Source organism: Lysobacter auxotrophicus, assembly GCF_027924565.1.
Taxonomy (GTDB): Bacteria; Pseudomonadota; Gammaproteobacteria; order Xanthomonadales; family Xanthomonadaceae; genus Lysobacter_J; species Lysobacter_J auxotrophicus.
On record NZ_AP027041.1, the window covers coordinates 3,041,261 to 3,067,791 of the forward strand.

Annotated in this window: 29 protein-coding genes and 2 tRNA genes; 5 read left to right on the plus strand and 26 right to left on the minus strand. The window is 65.4% G+C overall.

The window, feature by feature from the left end; translation table 11 throughout:
- Positions 1–8 precede the first annotated feature (8 nt).
- From pheS to uvrB, 7 genes are all read right to left on the minus strand, one after another.
- The gene (pheS, locus tag LA521A_RS13700) at positions 9–1,004 is read right to left on the minus strand and encodes a phenylalanine--tRNA ligase subunit alpha (RefSeq protein ID WP_281779428.1); all 996 of its coding nucleotides are present in this window, start codon (positions 1,002–1,004) and stop codon (positions 9–11) included.
- A 214-nt stretch (positions 1,005–1,218) separates the two neighbouring features.
- On the minus strand, positions 1,219–1,578 hold the full coding sequence (gene rplT / locus LA521A_RS13705) for a 50S ribosomal protein L20 (protein WP_115842434.1): 360 nt from the start codon (positions 1,576–1,578) through the stop codon (positions 1,219–1,221).
- Positions 1,579–1,591: 13 nt separating this feature from the next.
- Positions 1,592–1,789, minus strand: a complete 198-nt coding sequence (gene rpmI, locus LA521A_RS13710; RefSeq protein ID WP_027083463.1) for a 50S ribosomal protein L35 — start codon at positions 1,787–1,789, stop codon at positions 1,592–1,594.
- A 297-nt stretch (positions 1,790–2,086) separates the two neighbouring features.
- Positions 2,087–2,611: a translation initiation factor IF-3 gene (infC, locus tag LA521A_RS13715; RefSeq protein ID WP_343226718.1), complete on the minus strand. Its 525-nt coding sequence runs from the start codon at positions 2,609–2,611 to the stop codon at positions 2,087–2,089.
- 66 nt (positions 2,612–2,677) lie between these two features.
- Positions 2,678–4,579: a threonine--tRNA ligase gene (gene thrS / locus LA521A_RS13720; protein ID WP_281779430.1), complete on the minus strand. Its 1,902-nt coding sequence runs from the start codon at positions 4,577–4,579 to the stop codon at positions 2,678–2,680.
- A 347-nt stretch (positions 4,580–4,926) separates the two neighbouring features.
- A tRNA-Val gene (locus LA521A_RS13725) sits at positions 4,927–5,001 on the minus strand.
- Positions 5,002–5,125: 124 nt separating this feature from the next.
- Positions 5,126–7,159: an excinuclease ABC subunit UvrB gene (gene uvrB / locus LA521A_RS13730; protein WP_281779431.1), complete on the minus strand. Its 2,034-nt coding sequence runs from the start codon at positions 7,157–7,159 to the stop codon at positions 5,126–5,128.
- On the opposite strand from uvrB, the gene LA521A_RS13735 reads away from it, so the two are divergent.
- The 4 genes from LA521A_RS13735 to LA521A_RS13750 all read left to right on the plus strand — a co-directional run bounded on the left by LA521A_RS13735 (position 7,142) and on the right by LA521A_RS13750 (position 8,953).
- Entirely contained in the window at positions 7,142–7,840 is a 699-nt protein-coding gene (locus tag LA521A_RS13735; RefSeq protein ID WP_281779432.1) for a GspH/FimT family pseudopilin, read from the plus strand. The two genes, uvrB and LA521A_RS13735, sit on opposite strands and share 18 nt — an antisense overlap.
- A 49-nt stretch (positions 7,841–7,889) precedes the next feature.
- Positions 7,890–7,966, plus strand: a tRNA-Asn gene (locus LA521A_RS13740).
- A 97-nt stretch (positions 7,967–8,063) separates the two neighbouring features.
- Complete coding sequence (locus tag LA521A_RS13745) at positions 8,064–8,567, plus strand: hypothetical protein (protein WP_281779433.1); 504 nt, start codon at positions 8,064–8,066, stop codon at positions 8,565–8,567.
- A gap of 38 nt (positions 8,568–8,605) precedes the next feature.
- On the plus strand, positions 8,606–8,953 hold the full coding sequence (locus LA521A_RS13750) for a nucleotidyltransferase family protein (RefSeq protein WP_281779434.1): 348 nt from the start codon (positions 8,606–8,608) through the stop codon (positions 8,951–8,953).
- Positions 8,954–9,168: 215 nt separating this feature from the next.
- Here LA521A_RS13750 and LA521A_RS13755 read toward each other — a convergent pair whose 3' ends face one another.
- Positions 9,169–9,762 (minus strand): hypothetical protein, encoded by a 594-nt coding sequence (locus LA521A_RS13755; RefSeq protein WP_281779435.1) that lies wholly within the window; start codon positions 9,760–9,762, stop codon positions 9,169–9,171.
- Positions 9,759–10,703, minus strand: coding sequence for a hypothetical protein (locus tag LA521A_RS13760; protein ID WP_281779436.1), 945 nt, complete (start codon positions 10,701–10,703; stop codon positions 9,759–9,761). The genes LA521A_RS13755 and LA521A_RS13760 overlap by 4 nt, the downstream gene beginning before the upstream one ends.
- A gap of 115 nt (positions 10,704–10,818) precedes the next feature.
- Here LA521A_RS13760 and LA521A_RS13765 point away from each other — a divergent pair, with 115 nt between their 5' ends.
- The gene (locus LA521A_RS13765; protein WP_281779437.1) at positions 10,819–11,751 is read left to right on the plus strand and encodes an SOS response-associated peptidase family protein; all 933 of its coding nucleotides are present in this window, start codon (positions 10,819–10,821) and stop codon (positions 11,749–11,751) included.
- 249 nt (positions 11,752–12,000) lie between these two features.
- Here the strand turns inward: LA521A_RS13765 and LA521A_RS13770 are convergent, their stop codons facing one another.
- From LA521A_RS13770 to LA521A_RS13850, 17 genes are all read right to left on the minus strand, one after another.
- Positions 12,001–12,237: a hypothetical protein gene (locus tag LA521A_RS13770; protein WP_281779438.1), complete on the minus strand. Its 237-nt coding sequence runs from the start codon at positions 12,235–12,237 to the stop codon at positions 12,001–12,003.
- Positions 12,238–12,671: 434 nt separating this feature from the next.
- Positions 12,672–13,541: a hypothetical protein gene (locus LA521A_RS13775; RefSeq protein WP_281779439.1), complete on the minus strand. Its 870-nt coding sequence runs from the start codon at positions 13,539–13,541 to the stop codon at positions 12,672–12,674.
- The gene (locus LA521A_RS13780; RefSeq protein ID WP_281779440.1) at positions 13,541–14,422 is read right to left on the minus strand and encodes a DUF2793 domain-containing protein; all 882 of its coding nucleotides are present in this window, start codon (positions 14,420–14,422) and stop codon (positions 13,541–13,543) included. Before LA521A_RS13780 ends, LA521A_RS13775 begins: the two co-directional genes overlap by 1 nt.
- A complete protein-coding gene (locus tag LA521A_RS13785; RefSeq protein WP_281779441.1) occupies positions 14,422–16,608 on the minus strand; it encodes a phage tail protein in 2,187 nt (728 codons plus the stop codon). Before LA521A_RS13785 ends, LA521A_RS13780 begins: the two co-directional genes overlap by 1 nt.
- A complete protein-coding gene (locus LA521A_RS13790) occupies positions 16,608–17,630 on the minus strand; it encodes a hypothetical protein (protein ID WP_281779442.1) in 1,023 nt (340 codons plus the stop codon). Before LA521A_RS13790 ends, LA521A_RS13785 begins: the two co-directional genes overlap by 1 nt.
- Complete coding sequence (locus LA521A_RS13795) at positions 17,627–18,634, minus strand: hypothetical protein (protein WP_281779443.1); 1,008 nt, start codon at positions 18,632–18,634, stop codon at positions 17,627–17,629. Before LA521A_RS13795 ends, LA521A_RS13790 begins: the two co-directional genes overlap by 4 nt.
- Complete coding sequence (locus LA521A_RS13800; protein ID WP_281779444.1) at positions 18,631–19,062, minus strand: C40 family peptidase; 432 nt, start codon at positions 19,060–19,062, stop codon at positions 18,631–18,633. Before LA521A_RS13800 ends, LA521A_RS13795 begins: the two co-directional genes overlap by 4 nt.
- On the minus strand, positions 19,059–20,000 hold the full coding sequence (locus LA521A_RS13805; protein WP_281779445.1) for a DUF2163 domain-containing protein: 942 nt from the start codon (positions 19,998–20,000) through the stop codon (positions 19,059–19,061). Before LA521A_RS13805 ends, LA521A_RS13800 begins: the two co-directional genes overlap by 4 nt.
- A complete protein-coding gene (locus tag LA521A_RS13810; RefSeq protein WP_281779446.1) occupies positions 19,997–20,602 on the minus strand; it encodes a DUF2460 domain-containing protein in 606 nt (201 codons plus the stop codon). Before LA521A_RS13810 ends, LA521A_RS13805 begins: the two co-directional genes overlap by 4 nt.
- Positions 20,602–23,253, minus strand: a complete 2,652-nt coding sequence (locus LA521A_RS13815) for a phage tail tape measure protein (RefSeq protein WP_281779447.1) — start codon at positions 23,251–23,253, stop codon at positions 20,602–20,604. The genes LA521A_RS13810 and LA521A_RS13815 overlap by 1 nt, the downstream gene beginning before the upstream one ends.
- A 43-nt stretch (positions 23,254–23,296) precedes the next feature.
- Complete coding sequence (locus LA521A_RS13820; protein WP_281779448.1) at positions 23,297–23,710, minus strand: DUF1799 domain-containing protein; 414 nt, start codon at positions 23,708–23,710, stop codon at positions 23,297–23,299.
- Positions 23,650–23,958 carry a phage tail assembly chaperone gene (locus tag LA521A_RS13825; protein ID WP_281779449.1) on the minus strand — a complete coding sequence of 103 codons (309 nt, stop codon included), beginning with the start codon at positions 23,956–23,958 and terminating at the stop codon, positions 23,650–23,652. Before LA521A_RS13825 ends, LA521A_RS13820 begins: the two co-directional genes overlap by 61 nt.
- Before the next feature lie 50 nt (positions 23,959–24,008).
- On the minus strand, positions 24,009–24,656 hold the full coding sequence (locus tag LA521A_RS13830) for a phage tail protein (RefSeq protein ID WP_281779450.1): 648 nt from the start codon (positions 24,654–24,656) through the stop codon (positions 24,009–24,011).
- Between the two features lie 87 nt (positions 24,657–24,743).
- The gene (locus LA521A_RS13835; protein ID WP_281779451.1) at positions 24,744–25,103 is read right to left on the minus strand and encodes a DUF3168 domain-containing protein; all 360 of its coding nucleotides are present in this window, start codon (positions 25,101–25,103) and stop codon (positions 24,744–24,746) included.
- Positions 25,100–25,630: an HK97 gp10 family phage protein gene (locus LA521A_RS13840; RefSeq protein WP_281779452.1), complete on the minus strand. Its 531-nt coding sequence runs from the start codon at positions 25,628–25,630 to the stop codon at positions 25,100–25,102. Before LA521A_RS13840 ends, LA521A_RS13835 begins: the two co-directional genes overlap by 4 nt.
- The gene (locus tag LA521A_RS13845) at positions 25,623–25,976 is read right to left on the minus strand and encodes a phage head closure protein (RefSeq protein WP_281779453.1); all 354 of its coding nucleotides are present in this window, start codon (positions 25,974–25,976) and stop codon (positions 25,623–25,625) included. Before LA521A_RS13845 ends, LA521A_RS13840 begins: the two co-directional genes overlap by 8 nt.
- Complete coding sequence (locus LA521A_RS13850; RefSeq protein ID WP_281779454.1) at positions 25,973–26,530, minus strand: head-tail connector protein; 558 nt, start codon at positions 26,528–26,530, stop codon at positions 25,973–25,975. Before LA521A_RS13850 ends, LA521A_RS13845 begins: the two co-directional genes overlap by 4 nt.
- Between the last annotated feature and the right edge of the window lies 1 nt (position 26,531).

Genomic DNA, 26,531 nt, shown 5'->3' on the forward strand with positions numbered 1-26,531 from the left:
TTCCCGCTTCAGGCGAACTGCTTCAAAAAACGCCCGTCGTTGTCGAAGAAGCTGCGCAGGTCGTCGACGCCATAACGCAGCATCGCGAAGCGCTCCACGCCCAGCCCGAATGCGTAGCCGGTGTACTTCTCCGGATCGATGCCGACGTTACGCAGCACGTTCGGATGCACCATGCCGCAGCCGAGCACTTCCAGCCAGCGCGTGGAGCCGTCAGGCTGCTGCCAGGCGATGTCCACTTCGGCCGAGGGTTCGGTGAAGGGGAAGTAGCTCGGACGAAAGCGCATCTCGAAATCGCGTTCGAAGAACGCGCGGACGAACTCGGCGAGCGTGCCCTTCAGGTCGGCGAAGCTCGCGTGCTCGTCGACGAGCAGGCCTTCGCACTGGTGGAACATCGGCGTGTGCGTCTGGTCGCTGTCGCTGCGGTACACCTTGCCCAGCGCGATCATGCGCAGCGGCGGCTGGTGCTCCTGCATGTAGCGCACCTGCACGCCGGAGGTGTGTGTGCGCAGCAGGCGACCGTCGCCGAAGTAGAACGTGTCGTGCATCGCGCGCGCCGGATGGTGCGGCGGGAAGTTCAGCGCTTCGAAGTTGTGCCAGTCGTCCTCGATCTCCGGACCGTTGCTGAGCTCGAAGCCCAGGCGCCCGAAGATGTCGGCGATGCGCTCCATCGTACGGCTCACCGGATGCAGGCCGCCGCGCTCGGCATCGATGCCGGGCAGCGTCACGTCGATGCTTTCCGACGCCAGTCGCGCGTCGAGCGCGGCGTCGTCGAGCACGGTGCGGCGCTGCGTCAGCGCGGTCGTGAGCTCGTCGCGCGCCTTGTTGATCGCCTCGCCGGCGGTCTTGCGCTGGTCGGCGGGCAGCGCGCCCAGCTGCTTGAGCTGCGCGGTCACGCTGCCGTTCTTGCCGAGCAGCGACACGCGCAGGGCTTCGATCGCGTCCGGCGTTTGTGCCGCTGCGATGTCGGCCAGCGCCTGCTGGGTGAGGGATTCGATTCCGGTCATGTGCTGCCGAACCTTTTCGATCGTTGTGTTGCGTTGAAGCCCGCAGTTCGCCGCTACCGGCCGCGTGCGCGGCCCTGGCGACGACGGCGCACAGTGCATGTTGCGGGCGCCCAAAACGAAACATGGGGAAGGACTTGCGCCCTTCCCCATGCGTGTATTGCGTTGTGCATTCGACCGGCGCCGACCGTGGCCGGCGCGCGGCGAAGCGAGCAACTTACGCTGCGAGCGCGCTCTTCGCCTTCTCTGCCAGCGCCGCAAAACCCTGCGCGTCGTGCACGGCGATGTCCGCCAGCACCTTGCGGTCGAGGGTGATGCCGGCCTTCATCAGGCCGTTGATGAAGCGGCTGTAGCTCAGGCCGTTGATGCGGGCCGCCGCGTTGATACGCGTGATCCACAGCGAACGGAAGTTGCGCTTCTTCTGCTTACGACCGATGTAGGCGTACTGCAGGGCCTTCGTGACCGCCTGCTTGGCGACGCGGAAAACCTTGCGACGGGCGTGGTAGTAGCCCTTGGCCTGCTTCAGGATCTTCTTGTGACGGCGGCGCGCCTGCACGCCACGCTTGACTCGTGCCATTGTTCAGCCCTCCTCAGAGATACGGCAGCATGCGATCGAGACGGCCTGCGTCCTCGGCACGAACGTGGTTCGTCTGCCGCAGGTTGCGCTTCCGCTTGGTCGCCTTCTTGGTGAGGATGTGGCTCTTGTTGGCGTGGCCGCACTTGTACTTGCCGGAAGCGGTCTTCCGGAAGCGCTTGGCCGCCGCCCGATTGGTCTTGATCTTGGGCATTGCGATGTCCTTTCGGATTTCGATGACTGGCCTGGGCGGTGGCCTGCGCGTCCCATGGAGACGCAACCACTCTTTCCGTCCTGCCCTTGCCGGCTTGTAAGTCGTTGATCCGTAAAGGATCACGACAGGTTCCTGATACAACGAACTGCAAATCCCGGCGAGCCGGGCCGGCCATTATGCAGACAACCGGAAACCTTTGCAATTCAGGGCTTTAGTGCGGCGGCGGATGACCCTCTCGCCCCTCCCGCAAACGAAAACGGGCCGCACCAGGCGGCCCGTTCCTGCCGATCCGGACGATCAGCTCTTCTTCTTCGGCGCGATCATCATGACCATCTGGCGGCCTTCCAAGCGCGGGCGCGACTCGATGACGATGTCCTCGCCCAGGTCCGCCTCGATGCGTGCTGCCATCTCCCGGCCCAGTTCCTGGTGGCTCATCTCGCGGCCACGGAAGCGGATGTTCACCTTGACCTTGTCGCCCTCTTCCAGGAAGCGGCGCATGTTGCGCAGCTTGATCTGGTAGTCGCCCTCGTCGGTCACGGGACGGAACTTGAGTTCCTTGATCTCGACCTGCTTCTGCTTCTTCTTGGCCTCGTTGGCCTTCTTCTGCTGCTCGAAGCGGAACTTGCCGAAGTCCATGATCTTGCAGACCGGCGGATCGGCGTTCGGCTGGATCTCCACAAGATCCAGGCCCTCGTCCTCGGCCATGCGCAGCGCTTCGTCGCGCGTGAGCACGCCGATCATTTCGCCATCGCTGCCGATCACGCGCACGCGCGGGACGCGGATTTCCTGGTTCTTGCGATTCGGCTTCTCGGGGGTACTGATGTTGCAATCTCCGGTATGGAACGTGCCGGCCGCCGTGGCGGCCGGGGTCAGGTCAGGCTGCAGGCGTTACTGTACGCCCTCACTGCGCAAACGCGAGGCGAAATCGGCGACGGTCATCGTCCCCAGGTCCTCGCCTCCGCGCGTGCGGACGGCGATCTGGCCGTTTTCCTTCTCACGGTCGCCGATCACCAGCAGGTAGGGCACGCGCTGCAGCGTGTGCTCGCGGATCTTATAGCCGATCTTCTCGTTGCGCAAATCGGAATGGACCCGGAAGCCTTGATTTGCAAGGGATTTCCGGATCTCCTCGACGTAATCGGCCTGGGCGTCGGTGATGTTCATGACCACGGCCTGGACCGGGGCCAGCCAGGCCGGGAACTGGCCGGCGTGGTGCTCGATCAGGATGCCGATGAAGCGCTCCATCGAGCCCACGATGGCCCGGTGCAGCATCACCGGATGGCGGCGCTGGCTGTGTTCGTCGACGTACTCGGCGCCCAGGCGGCCCGGCATCATGAAGTCGACCTGCATCGTGCCCAGCTGCCACGTGCGGCCGATGGCGTCCTGCAGGTGGTATTCGATCTTCGGGCCGTAGAAGGCGCCCTCGCCCGGCAGCTCCTGCCATTCCACGCCGGCGGCACTCAGCGCCGAACGCAGCGCGTTCTCGGCCTTGTCCCACGTGGCGTCGTCGCCCAGGCGCGAGTCCGGGCGCAGCGCGATCTTGATCTGGATGTCGGTGAAGCCGAAATCGCCGTAGACCTTCAGCGCCTGCTCGTGGAAGGCGCGCACTTCGGACTCGATCTGGTCCTCGGTGCAGAAGATGTGGCCGTCGTCCTGGGTGAAGCCGCGCACGCGCAGGATGCCGTGCAGCGCGCCGGAGGGCTCGTTGCGATGGCACGCGCCGAACTCGCCGTAGCGGATCGGCAGGTCGCGGTAGCTGTGCAGGCCCTGGTTGAACACCTGCACGTGGCCCGGGCAGTTCATGGGCTTCAGCGCGTAGGTCCGCTTCTCGGACTCGGTGAAGAACATGTTGTCCTTGTAGTTGTCCCAGTGGCCGGATTTCTGCCACAGCGACACGTCGAGGATCTGCGGGCAACGCACCTCGCCGTAGCCCGTTTCGCGATACACGCGGCGCATGTACTGCTCGACGACCTGCCAGATCGACCAGCCCTTCGGATGCCAGAAGATCAGGCCCGGGCCCTCTTCCTGCAGGTGGAACAGGTCCTGCGCCTTGGCGATCTTGCGGTGGTCGCGCTTCTCGGCTTCCTCGAGCTGCGTCAGATAAGCCTTGAGGTCCTTGTCGTTGAGCCACGAGGTGCCGTAGATGCGGCTGAGCATCTGGTTGTTGGAATCGCCACGCCAGTAGGCGCCGGCGACCTTCATCAGCTTGAACGCGCGCAGCTTGTCCGTCGACGGCACGTGCGGGCCGCGGCACAGGTCGGTGAACTCGCCCTGGCTGTAGAGCGAGAGGTCTTCGTTCGCCGGAATCGACTCGATGATCTCGGCCTTGTAGGCCTCGCCCAGGCCGCGGAAGAACGCCACCGCGTCGTCTCGCGACTTCACGCTGCGCGCGACGGGCAGCGACTCCTTGACGATCTTCTGCATCTCGGCCTCGATCGCAGGCAGGTCTTCCGGCGTGAACGGGCGCTCGTAGGCGAAATCGTAGTAGAAGCCGTTGTCGATCACCGGACCGATGGTGACCTGCGCGCCCGGGTACAGGCGCTGCACGGCCTGCGCGAGCAGGTGCGCGGTGGAGTGGCGCAGGACGTCGAGCGCGTCGGGGTGCTTGTCGGTGACGATCTCGAGCGAGGCGTCGTTGGCGATGCGGTAGCTGGTGTCGACCAGCTTGCCGTCGACCTTGCCGGCCAGCGCGGCCTTGGCGAGGCCGGCGCCGATGGAGGCGGCCACTTCGGCGACGGAGACGGGTTGTTCGAATTCGCGGCGGCTGCCGTCGGGGAGCGTGATGGCGATCATGGGGTCCGGGCGCGCGATGCGCGGCTGGCTGGGTGGAATGTCGGCGCTGCCGGGGGCGGCGCATGGCCTGAAGACGGGAAGCCGGAAACGAAAAACGGCGCCGCGGCGCCGTCTTGGAGGGGCGTCGTGGGCGCTCAGCAGTGGGCGATGGTAGTGCTCATGTCGCACGCTCGGCCGGCGGTTTGCCGCGGGCCACCTTCGTTTCGTGTTTCGGGCGAATCGCCCGGGAATGCGGGAAGTGTTGGGGCTGCTGGCGGCCAAGTCAACGCCGGCGGTCGCACGCGGCGGCGACGCAAAGAAAAACGGCGCAACCCGTGAGGATCGCGCCGTTCGAAACCACTGTGTAGTGGTGGGCGGTACAGGGTTCGAACCTGTGACCCCTACCATGTCAAGGTAGTGCTCTACCGCTGAGCTAACCGCCCGAATTCGCTCCGGATGCATCCGGATTCCCGTCGCCGCGAACCGCTCGTCGAGGGGCGCGCAGTGTAAACCGTCGGCCCGGCGGCGGCAACAGGTCCGTGCGAATCGACCTGCCGCCGCGCCGGTTCAGGCAGCGAAACCGGCGTCCTTGATCTGGCGCAACTGGTCGCGCACCGCCGCGGCTTCCTCGAACTCCAGGTTCTTGGCGTGCTCGTACATCTGCTGTTCGAGCGCCTTGATGCGCGCGGCGAATTGCGCCGGCGTCAGCTTGGCGTAGTCGGCCAGGCTTTCGCCGGTCTTCTTGCCCTTGCCGCGACCCTTCGTGGCTTCGCCCGGCTCGGCGCGCGCGCCTTCCATGATGTCGACGATCGGCTTGGCGACCGAGCGCGGCGTGATGCCGTGTTCGAGGTTGTGTTCGACCTGGCGCTGGCGACGGCGTTCGGTTTCGTCCAGCGCCGCCTGCATCGACCTGGTGACGCGGTCGGCGTAGAGGATCGCCTTGCCACGCACGTTTCGCGCCGCGCGGCCAATGGTCTGGATCAGCGAACCGGCCGAACGCAGGAAGCCTTCCTTGTCCGCATCGAGGATCGCCACCAGCGAGACCTCCGGCATGTCCAGGCCTTCGCGCAGCAGGTTGATGCCGACCAGCACGTCGAACTTGCCCAGGCGCAGGTCGCGGATGATCTCCACGCGCTCCACCGTGTCCACGTCCGAATGCAGGTAACGCACGCGGATGCCGTGTTCGCCGAGGTATTCGGTGAGGTTTTCCGCCATGCGCTTGGTGAGCGTGGTGATCAGCACGCGATCGCCCATCTTCACCCGTTCGTTGATCTCGCCGAGCACGTCGTCGACCTGCGTCGCGACCGGGCGGATTTCGACTTCCGGATCGATCAGGCCCGTCGGTCGCACGACGAGTTCGACGATCTGGTCCTCGGACTTGTTCAACTCGTACGGACCGGGCGTCGCGGAGACGTAGATCGCGCGCGGCGAACGGCCTTCCCATTCCTCGAAGCGCAGCGGCCGGTTGTCCAGCGCGGACGGCAGGCGGAAGCCGAATTCCACCAGCGTTTCCTTGCGCGAGCGGTCGCCCTTGAACATCGCGCCGATCTGCGGAACCGTCACGTGCGATTCGTCGACCACCAGCAGCGCGTCCGGCGGCAGGTAATCGAACAGGCACGGCGGCGGCTCGCCGGGCATGTGGCCGGTGAGGTGGCGGCTGTAGTTCTCCACGCCGTTGCAGTAGCCCACCTCGGCCAGCATTTCCAGATCGAACTGCGTGCGCTGCGCCAGGCGCTGCGCTTCGACGAGCTTGTTCTGCGCATAGAGCTGCTCCAGGCGCTCGCGCAGCTCCTCCTTGATGGTGTCGATCGCGTCGAGCACGGTGCGGCGCGTGGTCACGTAGTGCGAACCGGGGTAGATCGTGTAGCGCGGCACCTGGCGCAGCGTTTCGCCGGTGAGCGGATCGAACAGCGTCAGGCGTTCGATCTCGCCATCGAACAGTTCGATGCGCAGCGCTTCGGCGTCGCTTTCGGCCGGGTGTACGTCCACCACTTCGCCGCGCACGCGGTACGTGGCGCGACGCAGTTCGGTGTCGTTGCGGGTGTACTGCATCTCGGTGAGGCGGCGGATCAGCTCGCGCTGGTCGATGCGCTCACCGCGCACCATGTGCAGCACCATGCGGAAGTATTCGTTCGGATCGCCCAGTCCGTAGATCGCCGAGACGGTGCAGACGATCAGCGCGTCGCGGCGCTCGAGCAACGCCTTGGTCGCCGACAGGCGCATCTGCTCGATGTGCTCGTTCACCGAGCTGTCCTTCTCGATGAAGGTGTCCGACGAGGGGACGTAGGCTTCGGGCTGGTAGTAGTCGTAATAGCTGACGAAATACTCCACCGCGTTATGCGGGAAGAACGACTTGAACTCGCCGTATAGCTGCGCGGCGAGCGTCTTGTTCGGCGCCATCACGATGGTCGGCTTCTGCACCTGCTGGACGACGTTGGCCACGGTGAACGTCTTGCCCGAGCCCGTCACGCCGAGCACCGTCTGCGCCGCCAGGCCGTTCTCGAAGCCCGCGACCAGCCGCTCGATCGCCTGTGGCTGGTCGCCGGCGGGCTGGTAGGACGAGACGAGCTGGAATCCGGCGGGATGGAGGCTGTCGTTCATCGGCATGGCTCCGGAAAATTCCTCAGTGTAGACCGCCACATGGATGGGGGCGGAAGCGGCGTTTCCCTACCCTGCCCGACGGCGCGTGGCGATGCCGCGATCCGGCGCGAATGGCGACGCTGTGGCCTCCTCCACGCTGTTTCCGACGCCATGGACCGGGCCCGCGGCCTTACGCTTCCTGAACTGATCATCACCCTGGCCGTGCTGGGAACCTGCGCGGCGCTCGCGCTTCCGCAGTTCAACTCGCTGGTGATGCGAACCAAGGGCACCACGGCCCTGCACCTGCTGGGCTCGTCGCTGGCTGGCGCCCGCATGGCGTCGGTATCGCGGCGAATCCCGGTCACCGTGTGCCCCAGCGCCGACGGTCGGCAATGCCGCAAGGACGCGGTCTGGGAAGACGGGTGGATCCTGTACCGCGATCGGTACAGTCGCGACCAGCCCGAGAAGCCGTCGGATGTGCTGCAGCGCTTTGCCATCGACCCTGACGCATTCACGCTCCGCAGCAGCATCGCCCGACAGCGCGTGCGTTACATGCCGAGCGGCTACACGGCCACCAGCAACCTCACGATCCTGCTGTGCGAGCGCGATGCGCAGCGCGAGGTGGGCCGCGTCGTGGTGAGCCGCCCAGGGCGGATCCGCACCGAGCGCCCGCGCGGTGCCGATCCCGGCTGCGCCCTCTGAGCGATCATGTCTTGACCTTGTCGCTCGAGGCATTACAATGCCGGTCCCCGCCCGAATAGCTCAGCCGGTTAGAGCACTTGACTGTTAATCAGGGGGTCGTTGGTTCGAGTCCAACTTCGGGCGCCAAGCATTGCAAGGGCTGCGAGAGATCGCGGCCCTTTTCTTTTGTCCAAAATTCGGCACTCTGTCCAAAATCAGACCTGATGGAGCGATAGAGAGCCGCATGGAAGCGATTCAAGCAAGGCTGCTAGACCTTGAGTGGTGGTTTACGGTCGTCATCGTCGGCCTCGTCGTGAGTGTCGTTGCCTCGTACGCGAGGGACGGGCTGTCGCGCGGACTTTCCGCTGTTTCACAGACCTACGGCCGTCATGCTGACGCTCGCCGCGCGCGGCAAGCCGAACTGCTGCGTGACTTTCGCGCGAGCCCAGCTTTGCTCGTGATCGAATACATGCGCACCTTCTTTGGCCTCGGCATATCTCTCGCGCTGATAAGTGGCTCTTTCCTCCTGCCGGCTTGGAACACGCTTCGCAAAGCCTTCCCGGAGGTTGACCTGGCAGTTTCCGTGCTCGGCTTGGCGCCGAGTACGAACGAGGTGTTTGGCGTTGGCGCCGCGATACTTGCGCTCTTTGGCGGCATGTACTTCTGGGCACGGTTTCAGGGAAAGCTTCGCTTCTGCGAACGGGCTCGTAAGGAACTCCGCGATTCGCTGCGACGCCATCGTACGTAGGGCGGCTCACCAGGCGCGAAGTGACCTTGGACGGCAGCATGGACATCGACCATCTTGCAGCGCTCGTTCGAGAGTGGGCTTCAAGAAAGCCCAACGTTTCCCGCGCACACCTATTTGGCAGCCGCGTGCGAGGCGAGGAGAGAGGCGACAACCATCCCGACGGACCAAGCGACTTGGATATCGCTCTTGAGGTCGACAATGTGCCCGAGGACCCCCACGGGGCCTATGTCGCGTGGATGTTCGACACTGAGGGCTGGGAGGATGAGCTCACCACTCTGACCGGGGTAAAGGTCGATCTTCGCCAATACAGAGGGCCGAGCACGCCGATAGTTCATCAGGGCATTGAGCGATCGAGCATCTTGGTTTACGAGCGGCGACCGTCCTAACGAACTCCTACGCTCACTGCGGCCGCTATCAAGGCCTAATGCACTGTGGGCAGGCCACCACGCATCGAATAGGCCCCTACCATGTCAAGGTCAGGGAAGATCAATGGCGACAAGGACTAAGCTGGTCGCTGGTGACGTTTCCCGATCTTGTGGAATCAGGCGCTTAGCAGGGCCGTGGGGTCAGTTTGGGGTCACCGATCACCGGCCACAGGCGCTCAGATCTTATCGACCTTCTTCGCCTCGTCGCGCTTTTCCCGCAGCATCGCAGCATGGGTGAAGCGGTGAAGCTCGATGATCTGCACCGGAATGAGCAGACTCCTAACGATCGAGACGAAGAAAAGCCCGAACGCGAGGACGGCGCAGACGGCGCCAGCATTTGCGGATCGCTCGGCCACGGACGGCGTCAGGAGCATCAGGGGCATGCACACAAGGTGATTCGCCAGCGTCGCCACCTGGTACAGCAGGAGGTAATTGGACTTCGCCGCGACATCGCGCAATTCAGACAAGGACAAGCTCTTTGCCGCCTCAATCTTCCCCGTGAACACCATCGTGGCGACCATGAAGCCGCTCAGGATGGAGATTGCCGTCAGCCCGGAGCGCCAGAAGTCCTTTTGATCCGCAGAAAGAACTCCTATCGCCATCAGGGCGGCGGCTAAGCAGCAGCCCCCGACAAGCAACAGGACATACCCGGCAACGCGGGCACGCCGGGCGGCTTTCGTGGGAATCGCCTCCGTCCGTGCCGCCCGCAGCGTTTCCTTCGCGGCTTGAAACTCCGGAGGTAGCTGGGGGGCGAAGAGGGCCATGGTCATGTAAACATCCCGGTCTGGGTGATCAACTGGAAGTTGTCTTCATCTGGCGTCGCCAGTGCCCTGAGATAGTCGACCATCGCCGTCTCAATTTCGGTGACGACCGGCACCCCCGGGCGGACCTGCTGAACCTGAATGGGGAGCTTCTCCCGGTAGCTGCTGAGTTCGCCCAGCGAGGCCCCGTCCCGAAAGCGGATTGTGATGCCGGAAAGGCCAGTTCCGCTTTCGCTTTCGTCCAGCATCTCTTCGACCCTGGTGGGGTCGAGCTGATCGTTCTCCGACGCTTCGATGGTTGTTGTGACCTTCGCCCTCTCAAAGCCCTTTCTGGCGACGATTGCCTCCATGGCGTCACCGAACGTATTGGGTTCCGCAGTAAACCCCACGTGGAGGCGCGCGGTGACGCTAGCGACCCCGCGGTGAAGGCGGGCCATGCGTTGGAAATCTAGGCTCGGCGCGTCCTCGAGCTTCATGTTGGGATGTCGCGGTGCATCATGGCGACGAATCAAATCTCGCATTGCGGCCAGCGCGAGGTGTGCGCTTCCGGATACTCGCGCGGACTCGATGATCATCGTTTCCCCGAGCACGATTATGGCGAAGCGCTCGACGATCTCCTTGTGGGTCCCATGCTCGTCCACGATCGGATCAGCGGACACACGCGCCCGAACGTCGTCAATGACCGCTTGGTCAGGGGTATGCCGGGCGAGGTAGGCATAGGCGTTGAAGAGCACGGCGGTGCCGCGCCGCTCCACGCGCTCGAAGAAGACGCAACGCCGTCCAGGCGTGGCCTGCTCCCGTTTCGGGTAATGGCGGTCCCAGACAGAGTTCGCGGCTTCGAAAACTCGATCCATCGACTCGTGCAAAGCAAGTGCTTCGATCGCCGGGAAGCGGATCCCGTCTACCTGAACAACGCGCTTGAGCAGCAACGTCCTGTTGATCGTCGGCACTTCGTCCCCCTGGACGCTCCATATGACGGCCGGAGCATACATCGTGACCGCAGTCACAGGCTAACCAGATAAGCACCAGAGGTATATTCGCTCAATCTCCGCCTACGGCCTCGCCATGTGCTATTCCGCCCAGGTCTGGGCCAACTACCGCAAGTACGTTCGCGAGTTCGGCGCCACCATCTCCGTCGAGGAGTTCGCGATCCTCTATTTCCACGACAAGGGGAAGACCAGGCCCAAGACGCCCAAGGCCATGGACGACGCCTTCGCCGCCGGCGAGACCACAGAGGAACGGGACATCTGGCGGCAGATCCAGCTGTGGAACGCCGAGGCCGCCTCGAAGGCCGAGCAGGAGCTGTTCACCCAGACCACGCGGCTCAACACTGCGCAGCGGGCACTGCAGACCAAGGTGACGAAGAAGGCGCAGGAGGACGTGCGCATCGCCACCAACAAGATCGAGGCAGCCAAGCAGAAACTGGCGGACCTGCGGCGCACCGATGATGCCCTGCCCCGCGACTCGCGCGTGTTCCCCGGTGTGTACGCGCCCGTGATGATCTGGGAGGACGGCCGGCGCGTGATCAAGCCGATGCGGTACTTCTGCCGCCTGCCGGGCTGGACCGAGGCAGTCGAGCGCAAGTTCCCTGGCACCTACAATGCCCGGCGCGACAAGCTCGAGTCCTCGTGGAAGGACCTGTTCGGGTACCAGCACGGCATCATGGTCGCCGACGTGTTTTACGAGAACGTCGAAGGGCCGAACGGCGAGAACCAAGTGCTGGCGTTCACGCCCAAGACGGCGGAGCCCATGCTGATCGCCTGTCTGTGGAACCGGTCACCGGGCTACAAGGGCGCGCCTGATCTCTACTCGTTCGCGGCGATCACCGACGAGCCGGAGCCCGAGGTCGCGGCCGCAGGGCACGATCGTACGATCATCAACATCAAGCCCGAGCACATCGACGCGTGGCTGCGACCGGATGCCGGCAATCTCGCCGCGCTGTACGCCATCTTCGACGACAAGCGGCATCCCTACTATGAGCATCGGTTGGCGGCGTGATGCCATGACCAAGCTCCGGCAGCCAACCGCCGCCTGCACGAATTGTCGCGCGCCGGCGTGCATCGAGCTCGCAAACCAGCCTTGCCCGCGTACTTATGGGAAGCGTCGATGCAAGGGCGTTATCCAAAGCGCCATTCAGGTCGGCGACTGGGAGGAATGCCCGAGTTGTGAGGCTAGCGGTTACGAAAACGGCGAACGGTGCAGCCAATGCAACGCCGCTGGCTGGATATTCATTCGCGGCCTGCCCTTTTAGTGCTGCCGGTGCTCAGCCGGCACGTAGCCCAAATCGATCAGCATGTCGGTGATGCGCACGCTCGCGTCGTCGTAGCAGGCATCGTTAGCGGCCTCGAGGATGTCGTCGGCCAGGTCGGCAAACCGCGGCATGAAGTCGGCCTCATCGGGAAACCGTTCCTTCAGCTCGTCGGCGGAGAGGCGGAGCTGGCGAAGGCGGGGCTCAATTTCGGCCCAAGCGAGCTTTTCAGTCATGGTGGATACCAGTGGGGGATGCCCGAAGCCTGCAGGCGGAGCATCTCACGAGGTGAGACCTAGGCGCCCCGGCCCGCCACTTCATTTCGAGGGGCGACCTAGCAGGAACCTGTAGGCCGCCGCCTCGCTCGCCTTACGCCGCAGGAACTCTGCTGAAGGCTGGTACGGCTTTCGCTTCTCGTGCGGGCCGCCGCGAGCTTTGATCCACCGCTCGACTCCTCGGCGCCCCATGCGAAGGCTTCCGTCCGTGCCGCGGACCTTAGTGTTCCCCCAGCTGATCTCGATCTCGACCAGGCCCGGGGCCCTCCGCTTGACGGTGGCCACCGACCCGTAGCGGAGGAACAGGACGCACATGTCCTCCGAATCGCTCCACTTGAAGGCCGGGCCCAGCATGCCGGCATCGTACGCCCGGGCGTCTCCCGGGCTGCGACGCGCTACGTGAAGTGCAGCCAGATCGCCCCGGCGCCGCCGTTCGCAGCCGTCGCGCCGGCGACACTCGCGATGCCCGGCACGCCGACGCCGAGCCCTGCAGTCGATTCGCCATTGATGGTCGCCGGTACCTGGGCGGGTCGCGTGTTGTTGACGCCTCCGTACGTGTTGCCTGTGACACCGACGCCGAGGAAGCCGGAACCGCCACCGCCGCTTCGGCCGTCACCGCTCACGGCACCGCCGCCGAAGTAGCCGCCACCGCCGCCGCCGCCGTCGTTGCTGGTGAAGACGGTGCGGTTCCCGTTGTCGGCGTTGCCGCCCTGCAAGGCGCTGCCTGGCCAGGTGCCGGTTCCGCCGGCTGACTGCGAACCGCCGCCAGCGCCGTTGCCCGCGCCGCCGGTAGCTCCACCGCCCGACCCTGCCGCATTGCTGAAGCCGCTACCTCCGCCGCCGCCGCCCGCGATAACGAGCGCCGCGCCGGCATTGCGGAAGACGCCGGAATAGCCGCCACCACCACCGCCGAACGTGTCGCCGAACGAACCGCTACCACCGCCCGGATAACCGCCGACCCCGCCGTAATGCGCGGTGCCGACGTCACGGTGACCGCCCTGCCCGCCCGCTCCTGCGCGGATCCTCAGCGTCTCGCCGGGCGTCACTGAGAACGTGCCCTCGCTGTAACCGCCCGCGCCGGAGTTGCCGCCGTTCAACGCGTACACGCCGCCGCCACCAGCACCGCCGATCGCGTACGCGGTGCAGTTGGTGAACCCGGGCGGCACGACGAACGTCTGCTCTGCGCCGGTAGGATTGAAGCGCTGCCATGCCGCGACCGTGGCGGCCGGCTTCGCTGCGCCGAGCCCTGCGGGTAGCGCGAACATCAGGCGGTGTCCCCGGCGAGCACGTACGCCGCGGCCGCGCCGCCCGCGTTGCTGTCCACGTACAGCGAACCCATGGCCCACTGCCCCGCGCTGCCGTCGTGGCCAAGGCGGTTCTGCAGCGTCGCGCCGCTCGCCGCGGCGAAAGCGATTGCGCCGGCACCCTTCTGCACCCACGTGCAGCACCAGCCCGCCGGCAGGTTGTTCGGCAGCGTGACCGTGACCGCCGCTCCGTTGGCGAACGTGAGCACCTTGCCGCTGTCCGAGGCCTGCGCGGTGTACGTGGTGCCCGTCTGCGCATTGATGTTGCCGCGATAGCCGCTGATCTCGTCGGCGTCGCTCACGACCACGCCGGAGGCTTGCAGCGCATCGCCGCCGGTGCCGTTCCAGCGCGGCAACGTGTTGTCGACGCTCGACACCGGTCCGGCAATACCGCCGGCCGCCGCGGCGATCTCGTCGAGCGCGGCCTGGACGTTGGTCGCGGTAAGTCCCGACGTCGCCGGGTTGTAACTCACCGAAATGGCGGCGACGGAGCCGGAAGCGATCGGTGCAACCCATGCCGAACCGTTCCAGGCATACAGCGCGCCGTCGGCTTGGTTGAGCACGAGGAACACGTTCGTGCCGGCAGGGTAGAACTGCCACAGGGCACCCACCGCGACGTAGCGAGCGAGCGCGTTGTCGTGCCCAGCCCACGCGCCCGTCGCACCGGCAGCGACGATGTGCAGGTCGCCATCGCTCGGGGTCGCCGGCGGCGCGGTCCGGTTCATGTCGATCGGCGCCGTCTGCAGCAGCGCGTCGATGACGTTGAGCGAGAGATTGAGCCCCGCCGCAGGATCCAACGTGTTTTCCGGGACGTACGGAATCCCGGTGTTCGGAGTAGCCATCAGATCGTGACCTCGATATACGGGCCGAGCCCGGTCAGTTGATTGCGCTGTTGCACCCGCGCGGTGACGGGGCCGTCGAAGGCAACGAGCGAGCCGGTGTAGCTCGTCGCAGCCGTGTCGACCTCGCGCGTCGTGGTGCCGTCGGTGAGCGTGAGGCGATAGCCGGCGAAGTACGCACCCATCGCGACCCTCGCGCCGCCACCAAGCCGCCCCACCCCTTGCCAGCTCACCACCGCATCGAGACCGTCACGACGCGCCTGCAGATATGCCGGATGGCGTTCTACCTGCGACTGACCAGTGAAGACGACCGAGACAATCGTGGCTTCCTCAACGGGGCGGCCGAACGTCATCGCGCGGAAGGTCAGGGTGCGGTTGAGCCACGACATGTCGGCGGGGATGAACATCGCTGTGTCGAGCAGCACGAAGCGCTCACCCACCGAATGCGCAACCGGCGCCGTGTCCTTTCGCCCGCGCAACCAGTGCGACAGATCCCACACGCCAGGCGCGAACTCGTCGGCGTCGGCGAAGTTCACCATCTCGTTGCCGATCACCGCGCGGTTCGTGCGGTTCAACATGCCGGCAAGGTCGGTGTTCTCCAGCAGCGCGTTCGGCGTATCGATTTGCACACGGCAGGTGTTCGTGGCGTCTGGATACTCTCGCGGGTGTGCGCCGAGCGCCGTGGTGAGCTTTCCAACGACGCTCGCGTTTCGCGTACTCTGCTCGTCGACGAAGGTAGCGCCACCGTCGAGCGACAACTCCACCAGCGCGCCCGGCCACGCGGGGAAGATGCCCGAGACCGCCACATAGAACCCGAGCTGGTCGTGCGTATCCCGGAGGATTGGGATGTCGAGGATCTCGACGGTGGTTGGCCCAGCCACAGAAGATGGCGGCCGCGTGACGGGCGCAGCTGGAATTCCCTGCACCTGCGTTCGGTACAGGCTCTGGCGATCGCGAATTCCCTTGTACCGCTGTTCGCCGTCGTCGGTCTCGACGCGCGTCAGGATCGCCCGGACCATCTTGTTCTTAAGCTGGAGGAACACCGGATCGGCCTCGGTGAGACGAAGCCAGCTGTCCGGAAGCGCGAACGTCAGCTCGCCCTTCTGCTGCTCGACCATCATCCCGTGTGTGATCGCAACCACCGATGCGGCTTCGTCTGCCGACAACACGACGGGTGTCTGAAGCGATTGCTCGCCGTCGGCGCGCGCTCCTTCGGGGCGCTCGCTGCGTTGCTTGTCGGTGTTCAGCCCCCCGTCGACGTCGTAGTAGTTCAGGTGCAGCACACGCGGGATGCCAATGCTGTCCTGACGCCGCGTGTCTTCGACCTCCGCGTCTTCGCCGTCGTCGATGAGATCGTCGTCGATGATGGTGGCCACCGCGTCGCGGCCGCGCGGCACAAATGCGACCTTGCCGTTCGCGTTCGAGGGGTCGAAGAAGAAGATCGAGGACAAGGTCTGAAGAATGCCCGCTCCCGCGTATGCCGAGCCAATCGTGTAACCGCGGATGACCTTCTCCCAGTCCATCATCACGAGGTTGATCAGGTGCTCAGGAAGGTTCGCACGCCGGCACACGTCCTCGATCACCTGCGGGAGCCGCCAGTCCTCCGTTCCGGCGTCTTCGAGTTCGAACTGGAAGCGCAGCTGCGAGTTCATACCGATGCGCACCAGCCCGCCGGCGACACCGGACTGCAGGAGATGCTCCGTCGCGTAACGCTCGCGCTGGAGCCGGAAGTACATTGACCCCGCGCGCACGTAGGCGATGATGATGTCAGCCTGGCTCTGGAACTGAGAGCGCGTGTCGTCCATCGCGCAGCGCGGCGTGATCGTGCCCGCCGGTAGGCTGGTATGCGTGTAGCCCTCGACCGTGGGGTCGTACCAGAAGAACTTCGCCTGGCTGCCCTGTACATACGCGATCAGCGGCCGCATGTTCTGGTCGAACGCGAGGTCGATTTCCTTGATGCCCGCCGCGGTGAACAACAGCGTGACGGGCGACCCAGGCGCAGTGAGGCTCACCGATTCCGCCACCTGATCGTAGGTCGCCGTCCAGATCTTCACCTCCAACCCTTGCGAGGCGTCGCTGATGTTCACGCCACCGGGATGGCGCGCCTCCAAGGGATAGCCCGGGCGCTTGCCGGGCCACACGAAAGGCGCCGCGACGGCCTGCGTCGACAGTCGGCCCTCGGGAATCATCAGTGGCGGCCCCAGGTCTGCAGCACGTTCAGCACCAGCGTCTGGCTGCTGGTCTTGGGGATCGGCGGCGACACCGAGAACTGCCACGAACTCCAGTTAGTGATCACTGAGACCACGTCGATCCCGCCCGCCAGATTTCCCTGCGAGACCGGCCATGTGAGCGAGCCGGCGCGCTGATTCGTTCCGCCGACATATGCGGACATGGTGGCGTTCGCTCCGCTGCGGTTGCCCGTCGGATTTGCCGCGTTCTCGGCGGCGAGCGCACCGTCCCACGCCGCGCTTCCGATTTGGAAGCCGGTCCCGCCGCCGGTATCCCCGTTCAGACCGCACTGCGTCATCGAGCCCGGCGCATTGGTCAGACCCCACCCGAGCGACAAACCACCTGGTGAATTCACTTGGCCATTGCGCATCGGCCGGCGAACGAACGTGTAGTCGACGCCCGCGAGGTTCAGGACGAAGGGCGCCGAGTCGCCCGTCGGGATGTAGATGCGCGTTTCGAGATAAACATCGAGGATCTCGTCCGATAGCACGGTGATCGTCGTCGGGTTGCCGGCACCATCTCGAATGAGCGCGCGGTTCCAGAGGCTGCCATTTGTCGCCCAGCCGAAACCGACTTCCGCGAGCGTGCCGGTCGCAACGCCCGCAGCGAAGCGCCGACCGGACACGTTCGACGAGTACCGCGGTGGGCCGGCTACGATCTGCTGGGTCGTCCCGCCGCTGATCTCGGTGTTAGATCCGGCGATGCGATTCGCCAACGAGTTGTCGCCAAATGACGGCGCCGCGGTGCCGGTTCCGACCTGGCAATACGCGGCCGCGCCATTATTGTTGCCGATGCGATCAAGTCCACCAGTGGTGATCAGGTTCGGAAACTGTGCCGCAACGCGCGAGTGCACGATCTGGCCGTGCGCATCGACCTTATGGCACACCATCTTGATGATCTGCTCGACGTCATGCTGAAACCCGATCGCTGCATCTCGCTTCGGCACGATCAGGTTCTTGTTCGGAATCAGGAAATTGGTCACGACAGGGTGCCTCCGGTGATGTTCGCGGACGTGTCGAGTTCGTCGGGCGGATTGTTGGAATAGGTGATCAGCGTGTTGACGAGCGTCCCGCCGGTGAGCGTTGCCGAGGTGTCCAGTTCATCAGGCGGGTTGCTCCTGTAATCGACCAGAGCAAGCCGGAGTTGGCCGCCGGTGAGTGTCGCGAACGTGTCGAGTTCGTCGGGCGGATTGTTTTCGTATTCCTGGAGCGCTTCGCGCAGATCGCCGCCGGTGAGCGTAGCTGCGTGATCGAGGTCGTCGATGAACGCATCGAGAGACGCGATCCCTGCGACCACCGCAGGCGCATCCATGCTTTCGATGCTTAGCACTGGATACAGCGGAGAGGTGACGTGCTTGGCGGCACCACGGAAGACGCGCACCTGCCACTGCGACCACGCGCCGCGCTGATCGGTGACGTCCTCATTCGCGAGCACCAGGTACGACGTGCCACGGAAGAACGGCGTGTTGCCGGCGCCGAGAATCGCCTGCAGGTCAGGATCCGGCATCTGGTCGAAGCTGCCGGTGTGCCATGTTGCGTACTCAAGGAACTTCGCGTTGGCGGCCGTCAACGCCGGATCCTCGGCGTCATACACGAGGATGCCGTTTCGCCACGCCTGTAGAAGCGTCGTCTCGCCCTCGCAGAACCCAATCGCATACGTGCGATATGCGTACTCTGTTTCCACTTTCGGACCGCCTTTTCCTTGGCGCTCCTTCTTCTTGACGATCACCGGCTCGCTATCGGCGATGACGTTGCCCATGATCGGGTTCGATCGACCGAAGACGATCCCGCGAAACCCGCCTTCCTGCGACGTCTGTTTTTGCAGATCGCCAATCTTCGGCCCGGGGATAACCTGTTGCGACGCGCTGTACACGCTGCCCAGTGTCGAGCCGATGGCCCAGCCCCACGATGCACCCGCAGGGCCGCCCACGAACCACCCAACAACGGCGCCGACGGCGCCTAATACAGGACCTGCGTAATCGCTCACGCGTCACCCCAGTTCGGCCGATAGGCCTCGATGACGGCGTCCCGGATGCGACCGGCAAGCGCGGTCTCGATGACGCCCTGCCGCGTGCTGGCATGGATGATGGAGAGACCGCCGTGAACGTAGTCGGCCAGCAGCCCCACGTGCGTAGGTTCGCCTGCGCCCCAGCGCGCGAGCGCGACATCGCACGGCTCGCACGTCCCGGTGACAGGCTCCCCGAAGTGCACACGCAACCCGCGGCGAAGGCGGTCATCCCACGGTTCGCGGCCGTAGCGCGCCGGCGCGTCGACGGTCCGCGACCAGCCACCCGCTCGCAGCGACAGGATGACCAGGCCGAGACAGTCCACCGCCCAAGGCTTGCGTCCTTGATGGCGCCACGGGACACCGATCATCGATCGCGCGTGCGCGATCGCCAGAGCGGCGCCGCTCACTCCAGCACCTGCGGACCGACTTCGCCCGTCCATCCGCCGCCGCCGGGGAGCTTGCCGCCCGGAACGCTACCGGCGACGCCGTCGCCAACGGGGATCGTCCACTCACCCTTGAAGTTCGGCCAGTTGTTGTAGCTGTCGCATCCCAACGGTCCATCCTTCAGCTTCGTGCAGTCGGGGCGGTGCCGATAGCTATGGCCATTCTCGATTGCGTACGGCGTTGTCTCGGCGAGGGTGATCGTGCTCCCGACGACCTTCTCGATCGCATAGCGGCGTCCGGCATTGGGCCCGCTGGTGAACTCAAGCCGCCCAGGGAAGAAGCCCGCAAAGCTGCCGGTGAAGGTGCGATCGCTCTCGGCCCCGACGCTGGCCACGGCGCCGCCTTGCCACAATGCTTCAGCGTCAACGCCGCAGCCGGTCTGCGAGTTCGCGGGGCTGCCGAAGATGCAGCGCCCTGAGCGCTGCCAGACGGTGCCGATGAACTGGCGCAACCGCATCGCGTAGGACAGCAGTTCAGGGATCACCACCATGCCGCGTTCGGAACGGACCTCACCCAGGTCGCCCGCGTCGAGCAGCAACGCGCTGCCGGTCGCGGGATCACGCTGGTCGAGCACAAAGCAATCCCACTCTCCGTCGTCCAGCGCGCCGGATTCGACCATCTCGATGGTCAGCCCCTGCAGCGTCGTGGATACGAGAATCTTCCCCTCGGCGTTCGCCACCGAGTAGTTCACATCGGACGCGATCATCGACGGGTCGATGCCCTGCGATGCCGAGTACACCGTCGGCCCAAGGCCGTCGCCGTGGTCGTACGTGATATCGCGATCCCACATGGCGAAGCCGAACACCTGTCCGCTCTTCAAGCGGAACCGCACGCACCGGGTGAACACGCCGACGTGTCGATCGAGCTTTGGTTGCAGTGAAACGGGGATGATTCGGCTCATCCGTACCGTTCCTCCTGCAGCTCGATCATCAGCTCGTTGATGCGGCCCGCCACGCTGGTCAGCGGGTTGTAGTCGTTCGCGAAGCGCACGCAGACATCGAACGTGCCGGTCCACTCCAGCAGCGCGCCGGCAGGCCACACAGTCGTAGGAAGCACCAGACCGCCGATCGGCTGCACCACGAAACCGGTGAACGGAACGCCGTCCGCCGTCATTGCGACGTCGACGGGCAGCGTGATGTCCCGGCTCTTCGTCTTCGGCCCGCGCGTGTAGTGCTTCACCAGCTGGATAGGCGAACTGGTGCCATCACCGTAGCCCAGCACCTGATTGCTGACGCGCCAGTCGTTGAAGTCGCGAAAACGGAAGGTATACGCCTTGCCCTCAGCGACCCAGATTGCGTCCAGCAACGCCGCGCGCTCGTCCTCGTTGAACGTTGCCAGTTCGGCGCGGTAACGGTGCAGCGGCATGTCCATCAGCGGGCGACGGCGGGTGACGCCGCTTCGAAGTCGCTTCTCCAGCGTCGCGAAGTTCGGGCCGCCCACGAAACCATAGCGGTAGTTCGTGTTGAAGCGGAAATCGATGAAGCTGTCTTCGTCGAAGGCCATCAGCCAAACCTCGCGGCGCGCCGCTGCTCACGGGACACGTTGCTCGCGATCTGCAAACGCGTCGACGCGTCCACTCGCCCGATCACAGGCACGTTCACCACATACGTGTCGCCGCCTCCGCCGCCGCTCATTACCGGGACCTGGCCACCGTTGAGCCGATCGAGGAACGACCGGCCGAGCGTTCGCGTCGCCTCCGCGTTGATCACGTACTCGCCGCGGTGGACCACGCCCGCCGGCTCGAACTTGCCGCCGGCGCCGGTGTAGCCGCCGGATGCGAAGCCCCACCCGCTACTCGACCAGAGGTCGAAGATCGTCCCCATCGTCTCGCCGGAGAAGTCGCCGCCAGACTGCCGGCCGCCGACGAAGAGCTGCCCGATCCACTTCGAGAGTTGCTGCTTCACCACGAAGGCGGTGATGTCGGCCGCCAAGCTGTTGAGGAAGCCGGCGAAATCGCCCTTGCCGGTGGTGATGAACTCGGTGATCACGTCCGACAGGCCGGAGAACGCCCCGCTCCAGATGTCGTACATCTGGCCGGCGATGTCGGCCGAGTCGGCCACGAAGTCCTGCACCGCGGTGGTCGCGCCGTTGCGCCAGTCGCCCATCGCTGCGGCGCGCTCGCGCTGGTAGCGCTCCTCCTCCACGATCATGCGGTCGCGGCTATCGCGCAGCGCCTGCTCTTCTTCGGCGAGCACCTCACGCTGCTGGGATGCTGCGCGCTTGTGCAGGTCTTCGACTTCCTTCGCGTACTGGCGCTCGATGTCCAGGCGCCGCAGCGCTTGGTCGGCAGCGTCGCTGCCCATGCCGTAGCGCGCGAGATCGAGATTGTTCTGCTCGCGCTGGATGCCCTCGCGAGCGGTGATCTCGTCCTGCAGCTTCGCCAGCTCGCGCTTGGCCAGCACTTCCTTCTTGTGCGCTTCGGCCAGTTCGCCGCTCACGCGCAGTTGTTCGAGCGCCGCATCGATCTCGGCCCGACGCCCAGCCGACACCTTGCCTCCGATGCGTTCCAGCTCCTCGAGCACTTGGATGCGGATGCGCTCGCTGGCGGTCAGCGTTTCGGTGCTAAGGGCCTGCTCCTGATTGAGCGCGGTCTGGTCCTGTACTCTCTTCAGCAGCGTCGCGGTCGGATCGTTCTTCGAACCCTTCCGCTGCGATCGCGCCTCGGCTTCGGCGAAGCGCGCCCTCGCGTCGTTGACCGCCTTGTCGATCTCGGCCTGGCTCTTCCCGGCCTTGGCGCCCTTCTCCTTCAGGTCCGTGATCTCGCGCTCCAGCTTCGCCTTCTTGTCGAGGTTTGACAGCGCAGCGCGATCGAACTCCTTTTCTGCTTCCATGCGCGCGCGCTCGGTGGCGCTGTCGACGGTCGCCTGCGGCGTGGTCTTCGCGGCGTCCTCGGCGAGCTGCTTATTGAGGCGCTTGATCTCGTCGTAGCGCTCGCTGATGCCCTTCTTGATGTAGGCCGCCATGTCCGACGACGGATCGAAGCGCTGCAGCTCGTTGAAGGCGACCGAGTTGGCGCGGGTGAGATCCGCGATCTGCTGCTGCACGGGCGCTGCGCGACCGACGCTGAGAAGCCCGTCCACCGCCTCGCGGGTGAGGTTCTTGATCCCGCGCCACGCCTTCTCGATGTAGCCGAGGTTCTCGACGATCTGCGGCGTGCGCTCGCCGATCACGCCGGCATACGTCCGCATCGCCTCGGCCACGGCTTCCTGCTCGCGCCCCTCCTCCTTCAGCGTCTCGATGCGGTCGAGCTGCGTCTGCGTGAGGAAGTGGTATTTGTCGTTCAGCTCGAGAATCGCCTTGACCGGGTCCTTCCGCAGGCCTTCGAACTCCTCGATGGTCTCCTCGATGGCCTTGCCGGTCGCCGCGCGCATCTGCTCCGCGGCCGTGGCCACCAGCTCGAGCTGCTCTCCGGTGAAGCGGCCAGTACCCGCCACGGCGGCAATCGCGGCCGCCGCGCTTCCAGTGGTGACGCCGTCGAGCCCGTCCAACTGGCTTGCCAGCGTCGCCAGTTGGTCGGCCGTCTTGCCAGCGTAGTTGCCCGTGAGGATCAGGGCTTCGTTGAAACGCGTGCCCTCTTCGGAGCCCTTGTGCCAGGCCAACGCAAGCGCCGCCGCCGCACCCGCCGCAAGGGTGAAAGGATTGATCAGGCCCACCACCGCGCCGCCGAGCGCGCGCGCCGCCGGCGCCACGCCGCCGAACATGTCGCGCAACTGGCCGCCCTGTTGGAACAGCACGGTGAGCGGATTCTGACCGCCTTGCAGCGAGGTGATGATGTCGGTGAGCTGCGCGGGAACGCCGCGGAGCGCCGCCTGCGCCTGCTTCGCGGACTGCCCGTACTGGTTGAGCGCGCTCGCGCCGGAACGCGTTGCCGCTTCGGCCGCGCGAATGCGGCCGATCACTTCGTCCTGCAACGCGCCGGACGTGCGCAGCGTGGCGTTGTAGGCGACCTGTTGCGCGCGGGTAAGGCCGAGCGTGTCGGCCTGGCGGATCAGCGCGTCCGCGCGCCGGCGCTCCGCCGCACCGAGCTTCTGATACTCGGCCTGGGCCGCCTGCGACATCCCGGTCACGCCGCGCTTCGCGCGCTCGATCGCGGGCTCCAGGTCCTCGGTGTTCACCACGATATCGAGGCGCGCGGTGCCGATGACTTCAGTCATTGCCGTCCCAGTAAGGAAAAGGCCCGCGCGAGGCGGGCCGTGGTCAGTTCGATTTCGTGATCGCCTTCAAGGCGAATTCTTCAACGACGCGCAACGCCGCCAGCATTTCGTCGTAGGCCTCTCGGTCGAGGCCTTGCCGGTCCAACTCGTGGAAGATGACGTTGTAGTCCAGGCCGTACGGCCCAGCCATGCCGACGCGCCACTGGGTCTGCAGCTGGATGTAGAGCTGGAGCGGCGGCCAGTTCTCCTCCCAGAGATCGAAGAACCAATCCTTCGCGTCGACGTCGTAGTAGACCGAAGTGCGTTGCTGCTCGGGCGACGCATAGTCCTCGGGATCGAAGCCGCCGAGGTCTTCCGTCGTCGGCTTCTTCCAGTAGAGCGCCTGTGCGCCGCCGATCAGTTTCCCTTGCGTGCGACCGCCAGCGCGCTCTGGTAGCCCATGAGGATCGCCCAGCACGCGCCCGGCTGCTGCTCGTCCAGCTGCACCAGCGTGTCGCGGCTCAGCTCCGCGTCCGCTTCCCACGACTCAACGACTTCGAGGACGGCGTCCTCGACGGTCTTCTCGCCTTTGGCTACGGCCTGCAGGAGATCGGCGTACTCGGTGCGGATGCGATGGCGGAACACGAGCGCCAGCTTCTGCTCGCGGCCTTGGCCGATGATTGTGATGGTGGCCGGGAACGTCGGTTCGCTCTTGATCTTGAACATCGGGGGCTCTCAGAACTGCGGGGCAGGCATCCCTGCCCCGCGGTGGGGGATCAGGCCGCGTAGCGGACCGGCTCGTTGAGGTGCGACAGCGTCGCCTGGCACGCCATCACCGCGTTGACGTCCATGCTCGGCGTCTTGTCGATCGTGATGTACGACAGGTACAGGATCTTGCTGCCCTTCGCCGTGGTGACGCGCACCGCGCGCTCCACGCGGTCGTCGTTCGCCTTGCTGGCGAGGATGTAGCCGGGCAGCGTCGGATCGTCCGCCACGTTGATCGTCAGGCCGCCACCGGACTTCGTGGTGGGCAAGCGGACTTCGCGATCGCCTTCGAGGAACTGGTACGTCGCGAACTGCTGCTCGCCGCCCTGCGACTGCGTTTGCAGGACCTGCTGCAGCTGCGTCCACCCGGAGACCTTCTTCACCGAGCCGATGCCACCGCCGGCGGGGTAGATGTTGACGTCGCTGGTGTCGGCGCCTTCCAGTTCGAACGTGTTGGTCGTGGAGCCGGCGACGCGGAAAACCTTGTCGGTCAGGCGCGACCAGCCGGAAGTCAGGATGACGAAGTCGCCATTCGCCAACCCGTGGCCCGCCGCCGTGCACACGGCCTGGACGACGTTGGAGATGGCGGTGACGTTGATGGCCGACCCGGTGCCGCTGGCGATGTGGATCGTGGAGCCATTGGGGAGCGAGACGCTCATGGTGCTTTCCTTCTGTGGGTTTGGCGGGGTGACTGGTCCCGCCAAACGGCGGGCACAAAAAAGCCGCCTCGTGGGCGGCTCGGTTGCTCATGGGTCCGGTGTGTACCAGATCCCGTAATCGGTTCGGTTGCCGTAGATCTTCAGCATGTCCTCGTGCAGCGAAATCGGCGCACCGTAGGTGCTGCCCTTCATCGCGCCCTCGACGATCGCGACGCGCACCTGGCGCGCAATCTGCGTCGCCTGCAGCCGCGTCTTCGCCCACACGTGCACACGCATGCGCGCGTGGTCCTTGTCGGCGACCTTGCCCTCGACGAACTCCACGACATCGCCGCCGACCTGCTGGTACACGATCAGCGGGTACTTCGGATCTTCCGGCGTCACGTCCGGATACACGCGATTGCTCACCAGCGGCCCGAGGAGCGCTTTCAGTTCTGCTTCCAGACTCATTCGGCCACCTCGGGTGCTACGCCGGCGAGCAGCTCGGGCAAACGCTGCTGACCGCGCGTGATCATTGCCTGCAGGGAGCGCTGCGCCCCGTTGTGGTACGCGGGTGTCAGGAACGGCTTACCCGGCACCCACTTCCGATTTTTCAACTTGCCCGGAGGCACGTGATCCTCGGGCCCTTTGCCCTTCTTCAGGCCCGGGCGCAGGCTCTTCTGTGGCCGGCCGTTCACGATTTTGTTGTAGCGCCAGTGCCCCATTTCCACGTTGTGGCCGTGCGGGGCGATCTTGGCGTTCCACGTCACCGAATAGACGACCTGCGCGTCGTTCGAGCGCTGATCTTTGAACGCGAGATAGATTGCCGAGCGCAGCACACCGTCCTTGACCGGCGCCTGCAGCTTCGCCTCGTCGCGGAGCACCTTGCCGCCGGCGACAGCCATCGAACGCGCCAGGCTTTCGCGCAGCTTCGGGTCCGCCAGCTTGGCCAAGCCGGTGAGCCATTCGCTCGCGTCGAAGGACGAGCCCTTAGCCATCGTTGCCGCCCTGCTCGCAGACCAGGTCGGTCCATTCGCGGCCCGCGTAGTCCATGCGCACCTGCTTGATGTCGAACGGCACGCCGCTGAGCACCACGCGCATGCCGTCGTCGATGCCTTCGCGATAGCGGATGCGGATGCTGTAGCTGTTCACCGACGCGGCGACGTTGTCCTGCGGACTGGTCTGCCGGATCGAAGCCATGCCGGTGGCACCCTTCACGTTCGCCCAGACCTCAGCGACCGGCGTCGGATCCCAAGCCTCTTGTGGCTGGCCAGCAGCGTCCTCGCCTTCGAGCCTGCGCTCGATGCGGATGCGGCGGTTCAGGGCTCCGGCTTGCATCGTCATCCCCAGATGCGAAGTGGGTCCAGCAGCGCGTCGGCGAAGTCCATGGGCACTTTCACCTTCTCGCTCGAGCGCTCGCGGTTCGCGTACAGGTCGCCCACCGCCAGCAGGATCCAGTCCTTCGCCGCGCTGGGGACGGCGTCGGGTGATTCACCGTACCCTGCTGTAAACACCACACGGACTGCTGCCTGCACTGATGCGGTTGCTGGCCATCCGCCGACGGGCTCAACACGCGCCGGATCGCTCGACAGGTCGACGCGATATGCGCTGGGCGCAAGTGTCTGCTCGGCGCCGCTCGTGTCCGTGTACTTGAGCGAGGTGATCGAAATCGCCGGCGGCATCGGCAACTCGGCGAGCTGCGCAAAGCAATCGAGCGTCAGCGTCCACCCGCTCGTGATGAGGGTGCGCCCGATGCGGAATTCGCAATCGGTGCGCGCCGTCTTGATGAGGCCCACGATCTTCGCGTCCTCTGCATCGCTGTCGACGCGGAGGTGCAGCTTCGCCTCGGCCAGCGTTACCGGCTCGACGCCGGGCTCAGTTGTCCGGCGCAGGCCCATG

Bases quoted from the DNA above. Each gene is read 5' to 3' on its own strand.
- pheS (WP_281779428.1), bottom strand. From the start codon at position 1,004: ATGACCGGAATCGAATCCCTCACCCAGCAGGCGCTGGCCGACATCGCA.
- rplT (WP_115842434.1), bottom strand. From the start codon at position 1,578: ATGGCACGAGTCAAGCGTGGCGTGCAGGCGCGCCGCCGTCACAAGAAG.
- rpmI (WP_027083463.1), bottom strand. From the start codon at position 1,789: ATGCCCAAGATCAAGACCAATCGGGCGGCGGCCAAGCGCTTCCGGAAG.
- thrS (WP_281779430.1), bottom strand. From the start codon at position 4,579: ATGATCGCCATCACGCTCCCCGACGGCAGCCGCCGCGAATTCGAACAA.
- LA521A_RS13735 (WP_281779432.1), top strand. From the start codon at position 7,142: ATGGAGGCTGTCGTTCATCGGCATGGCTCCGGAAAATTCCTCAGTGTA.
- uvrB (WP_281779431.1), bottom strand. From the start codon at position 7,159: ATGAACGACAGCCTCCATCCCGCCGGATTCCAGCTCGTCTCGTCCTAC.
- LA521A_RS13745 (WP_281779433.1), top strand. From the start codon at position 8,064: ATGGAAGCGATTCAAGCAAGGCTGCTAGACCTTGAGTGGTGGTTTACG.
- LA521A_RS13750 (WP_281779434.1), top strand. From the start codon at position 8,606: ATGGACATCGACCATCTTGCAGCGCTCGTTCGAGAGTGGGCTTCAAGA.
- LA521A_RS13755 (WP_281779435.1), bottom strand. From the start codon at position 9,762: ATGACCATGGCCCTCTTCGCCCCCCAGCTACCTCCGGAGTTTCAAGCC.
- LA521A_RS13765 (WP_281779437.1), top strand. From the start codon at position 10,819: ATGTGCTATTCCGCCCAGGTCTGGGCCAACTACCGCAAGTACGTTCGC.
- LA521A_RS13770 (WP_281779438.1), bottom strand. From the start codon at position 12,237: ATGACTGAAAAGCTCGCTTGGGCCGAAATTGAGCCCCGCCTTCGCCAG.
- LA521A_RS13775 (WP_281779439.1), bottom strand. From the start codon at position 13,541: ATGTTCGCGCTACCCGCAGGGCTCGGCGCAGCGAAGCCGGCCGCCACG.
- LA521A_RS13780 (WP_281779440.1), bottom strand. From the start codon at position 14,422: ATGGCTACTCCGAACACCGGGATTCCGTACGTCCCGGAAAACACGTTG.
- LA521A_RS13785 (WP_281779441.1), bottom strand. From the start codon at position 16,608: ATGATTCCCGAGGGCCGACTGTCGACGCAGGCCGTCGCGGCGCCTTTC.
- LA521A_RS13805 (WP_281779445.1), bottom strand. From the start codon at position 20,000: ATGAGCCGAATCATCCCCGTTTCACTGCAACCAAAGCTCGATCGACAC.
- LA521A_RS13810 (WP_281779446.1), bottom strand. From the start codon at position 20,602: ATGGCCTTCGACGAAGACAGCTTCATCGATTTCCGCTTCAACACGAAC.
- LA521A_RS13815 (WP_281779447.1), bottom strand. From the start codon at position 23,253: ATGACTGAAGTCATCGGCACCGCGCGCCTCGATATCGTGGTGAACACC.
- LA521A_RS13825 (WP_281779449.1), bottom strand. From the start codon at position 23,958: ATGTTCAAGATCAAGAGCGAACCGACGTTCCCGGCCACCATCACAATC.
- LA521A_RS13830 (WP_281779450.1), bottom strand. From the start codon at position 24,656: ATGAGCGTCTCGCTCCCCAATGGCTCCACGATCCACATCGCCAGCGGC.
- LA521A_RS13835 (WP_281779451.1), bottom strand. From the start codon at position 25,103: ATGAGTCTGGAAGCAGAACTGAAAGCGCTCCTCGGGCCGCTGGTGAGC.
- LA521A_RS13840 (WP_281779452.1), bottom strand. From the start codon at position 25,630: ATGGCTAAGGGCTCGTCCTTCGACGCGAGCGAATGGCTCACCGGCTTG.
- LA521A_RS13845 (WP_281779453.1), bottom strand. From the start codon at position 25,976: ATGACGATGCAAGCCGGAGCCCTGAACCGCCGCATCCGCATCGAGCGC.
- LA521A_RS13850 (WP_281779454.1), bottom strand. From the start codon at position 26,530: ATGGGCCTGCGCCGGACAACTGAGCCCGGCGTCGAGCCGGTAACGCTG.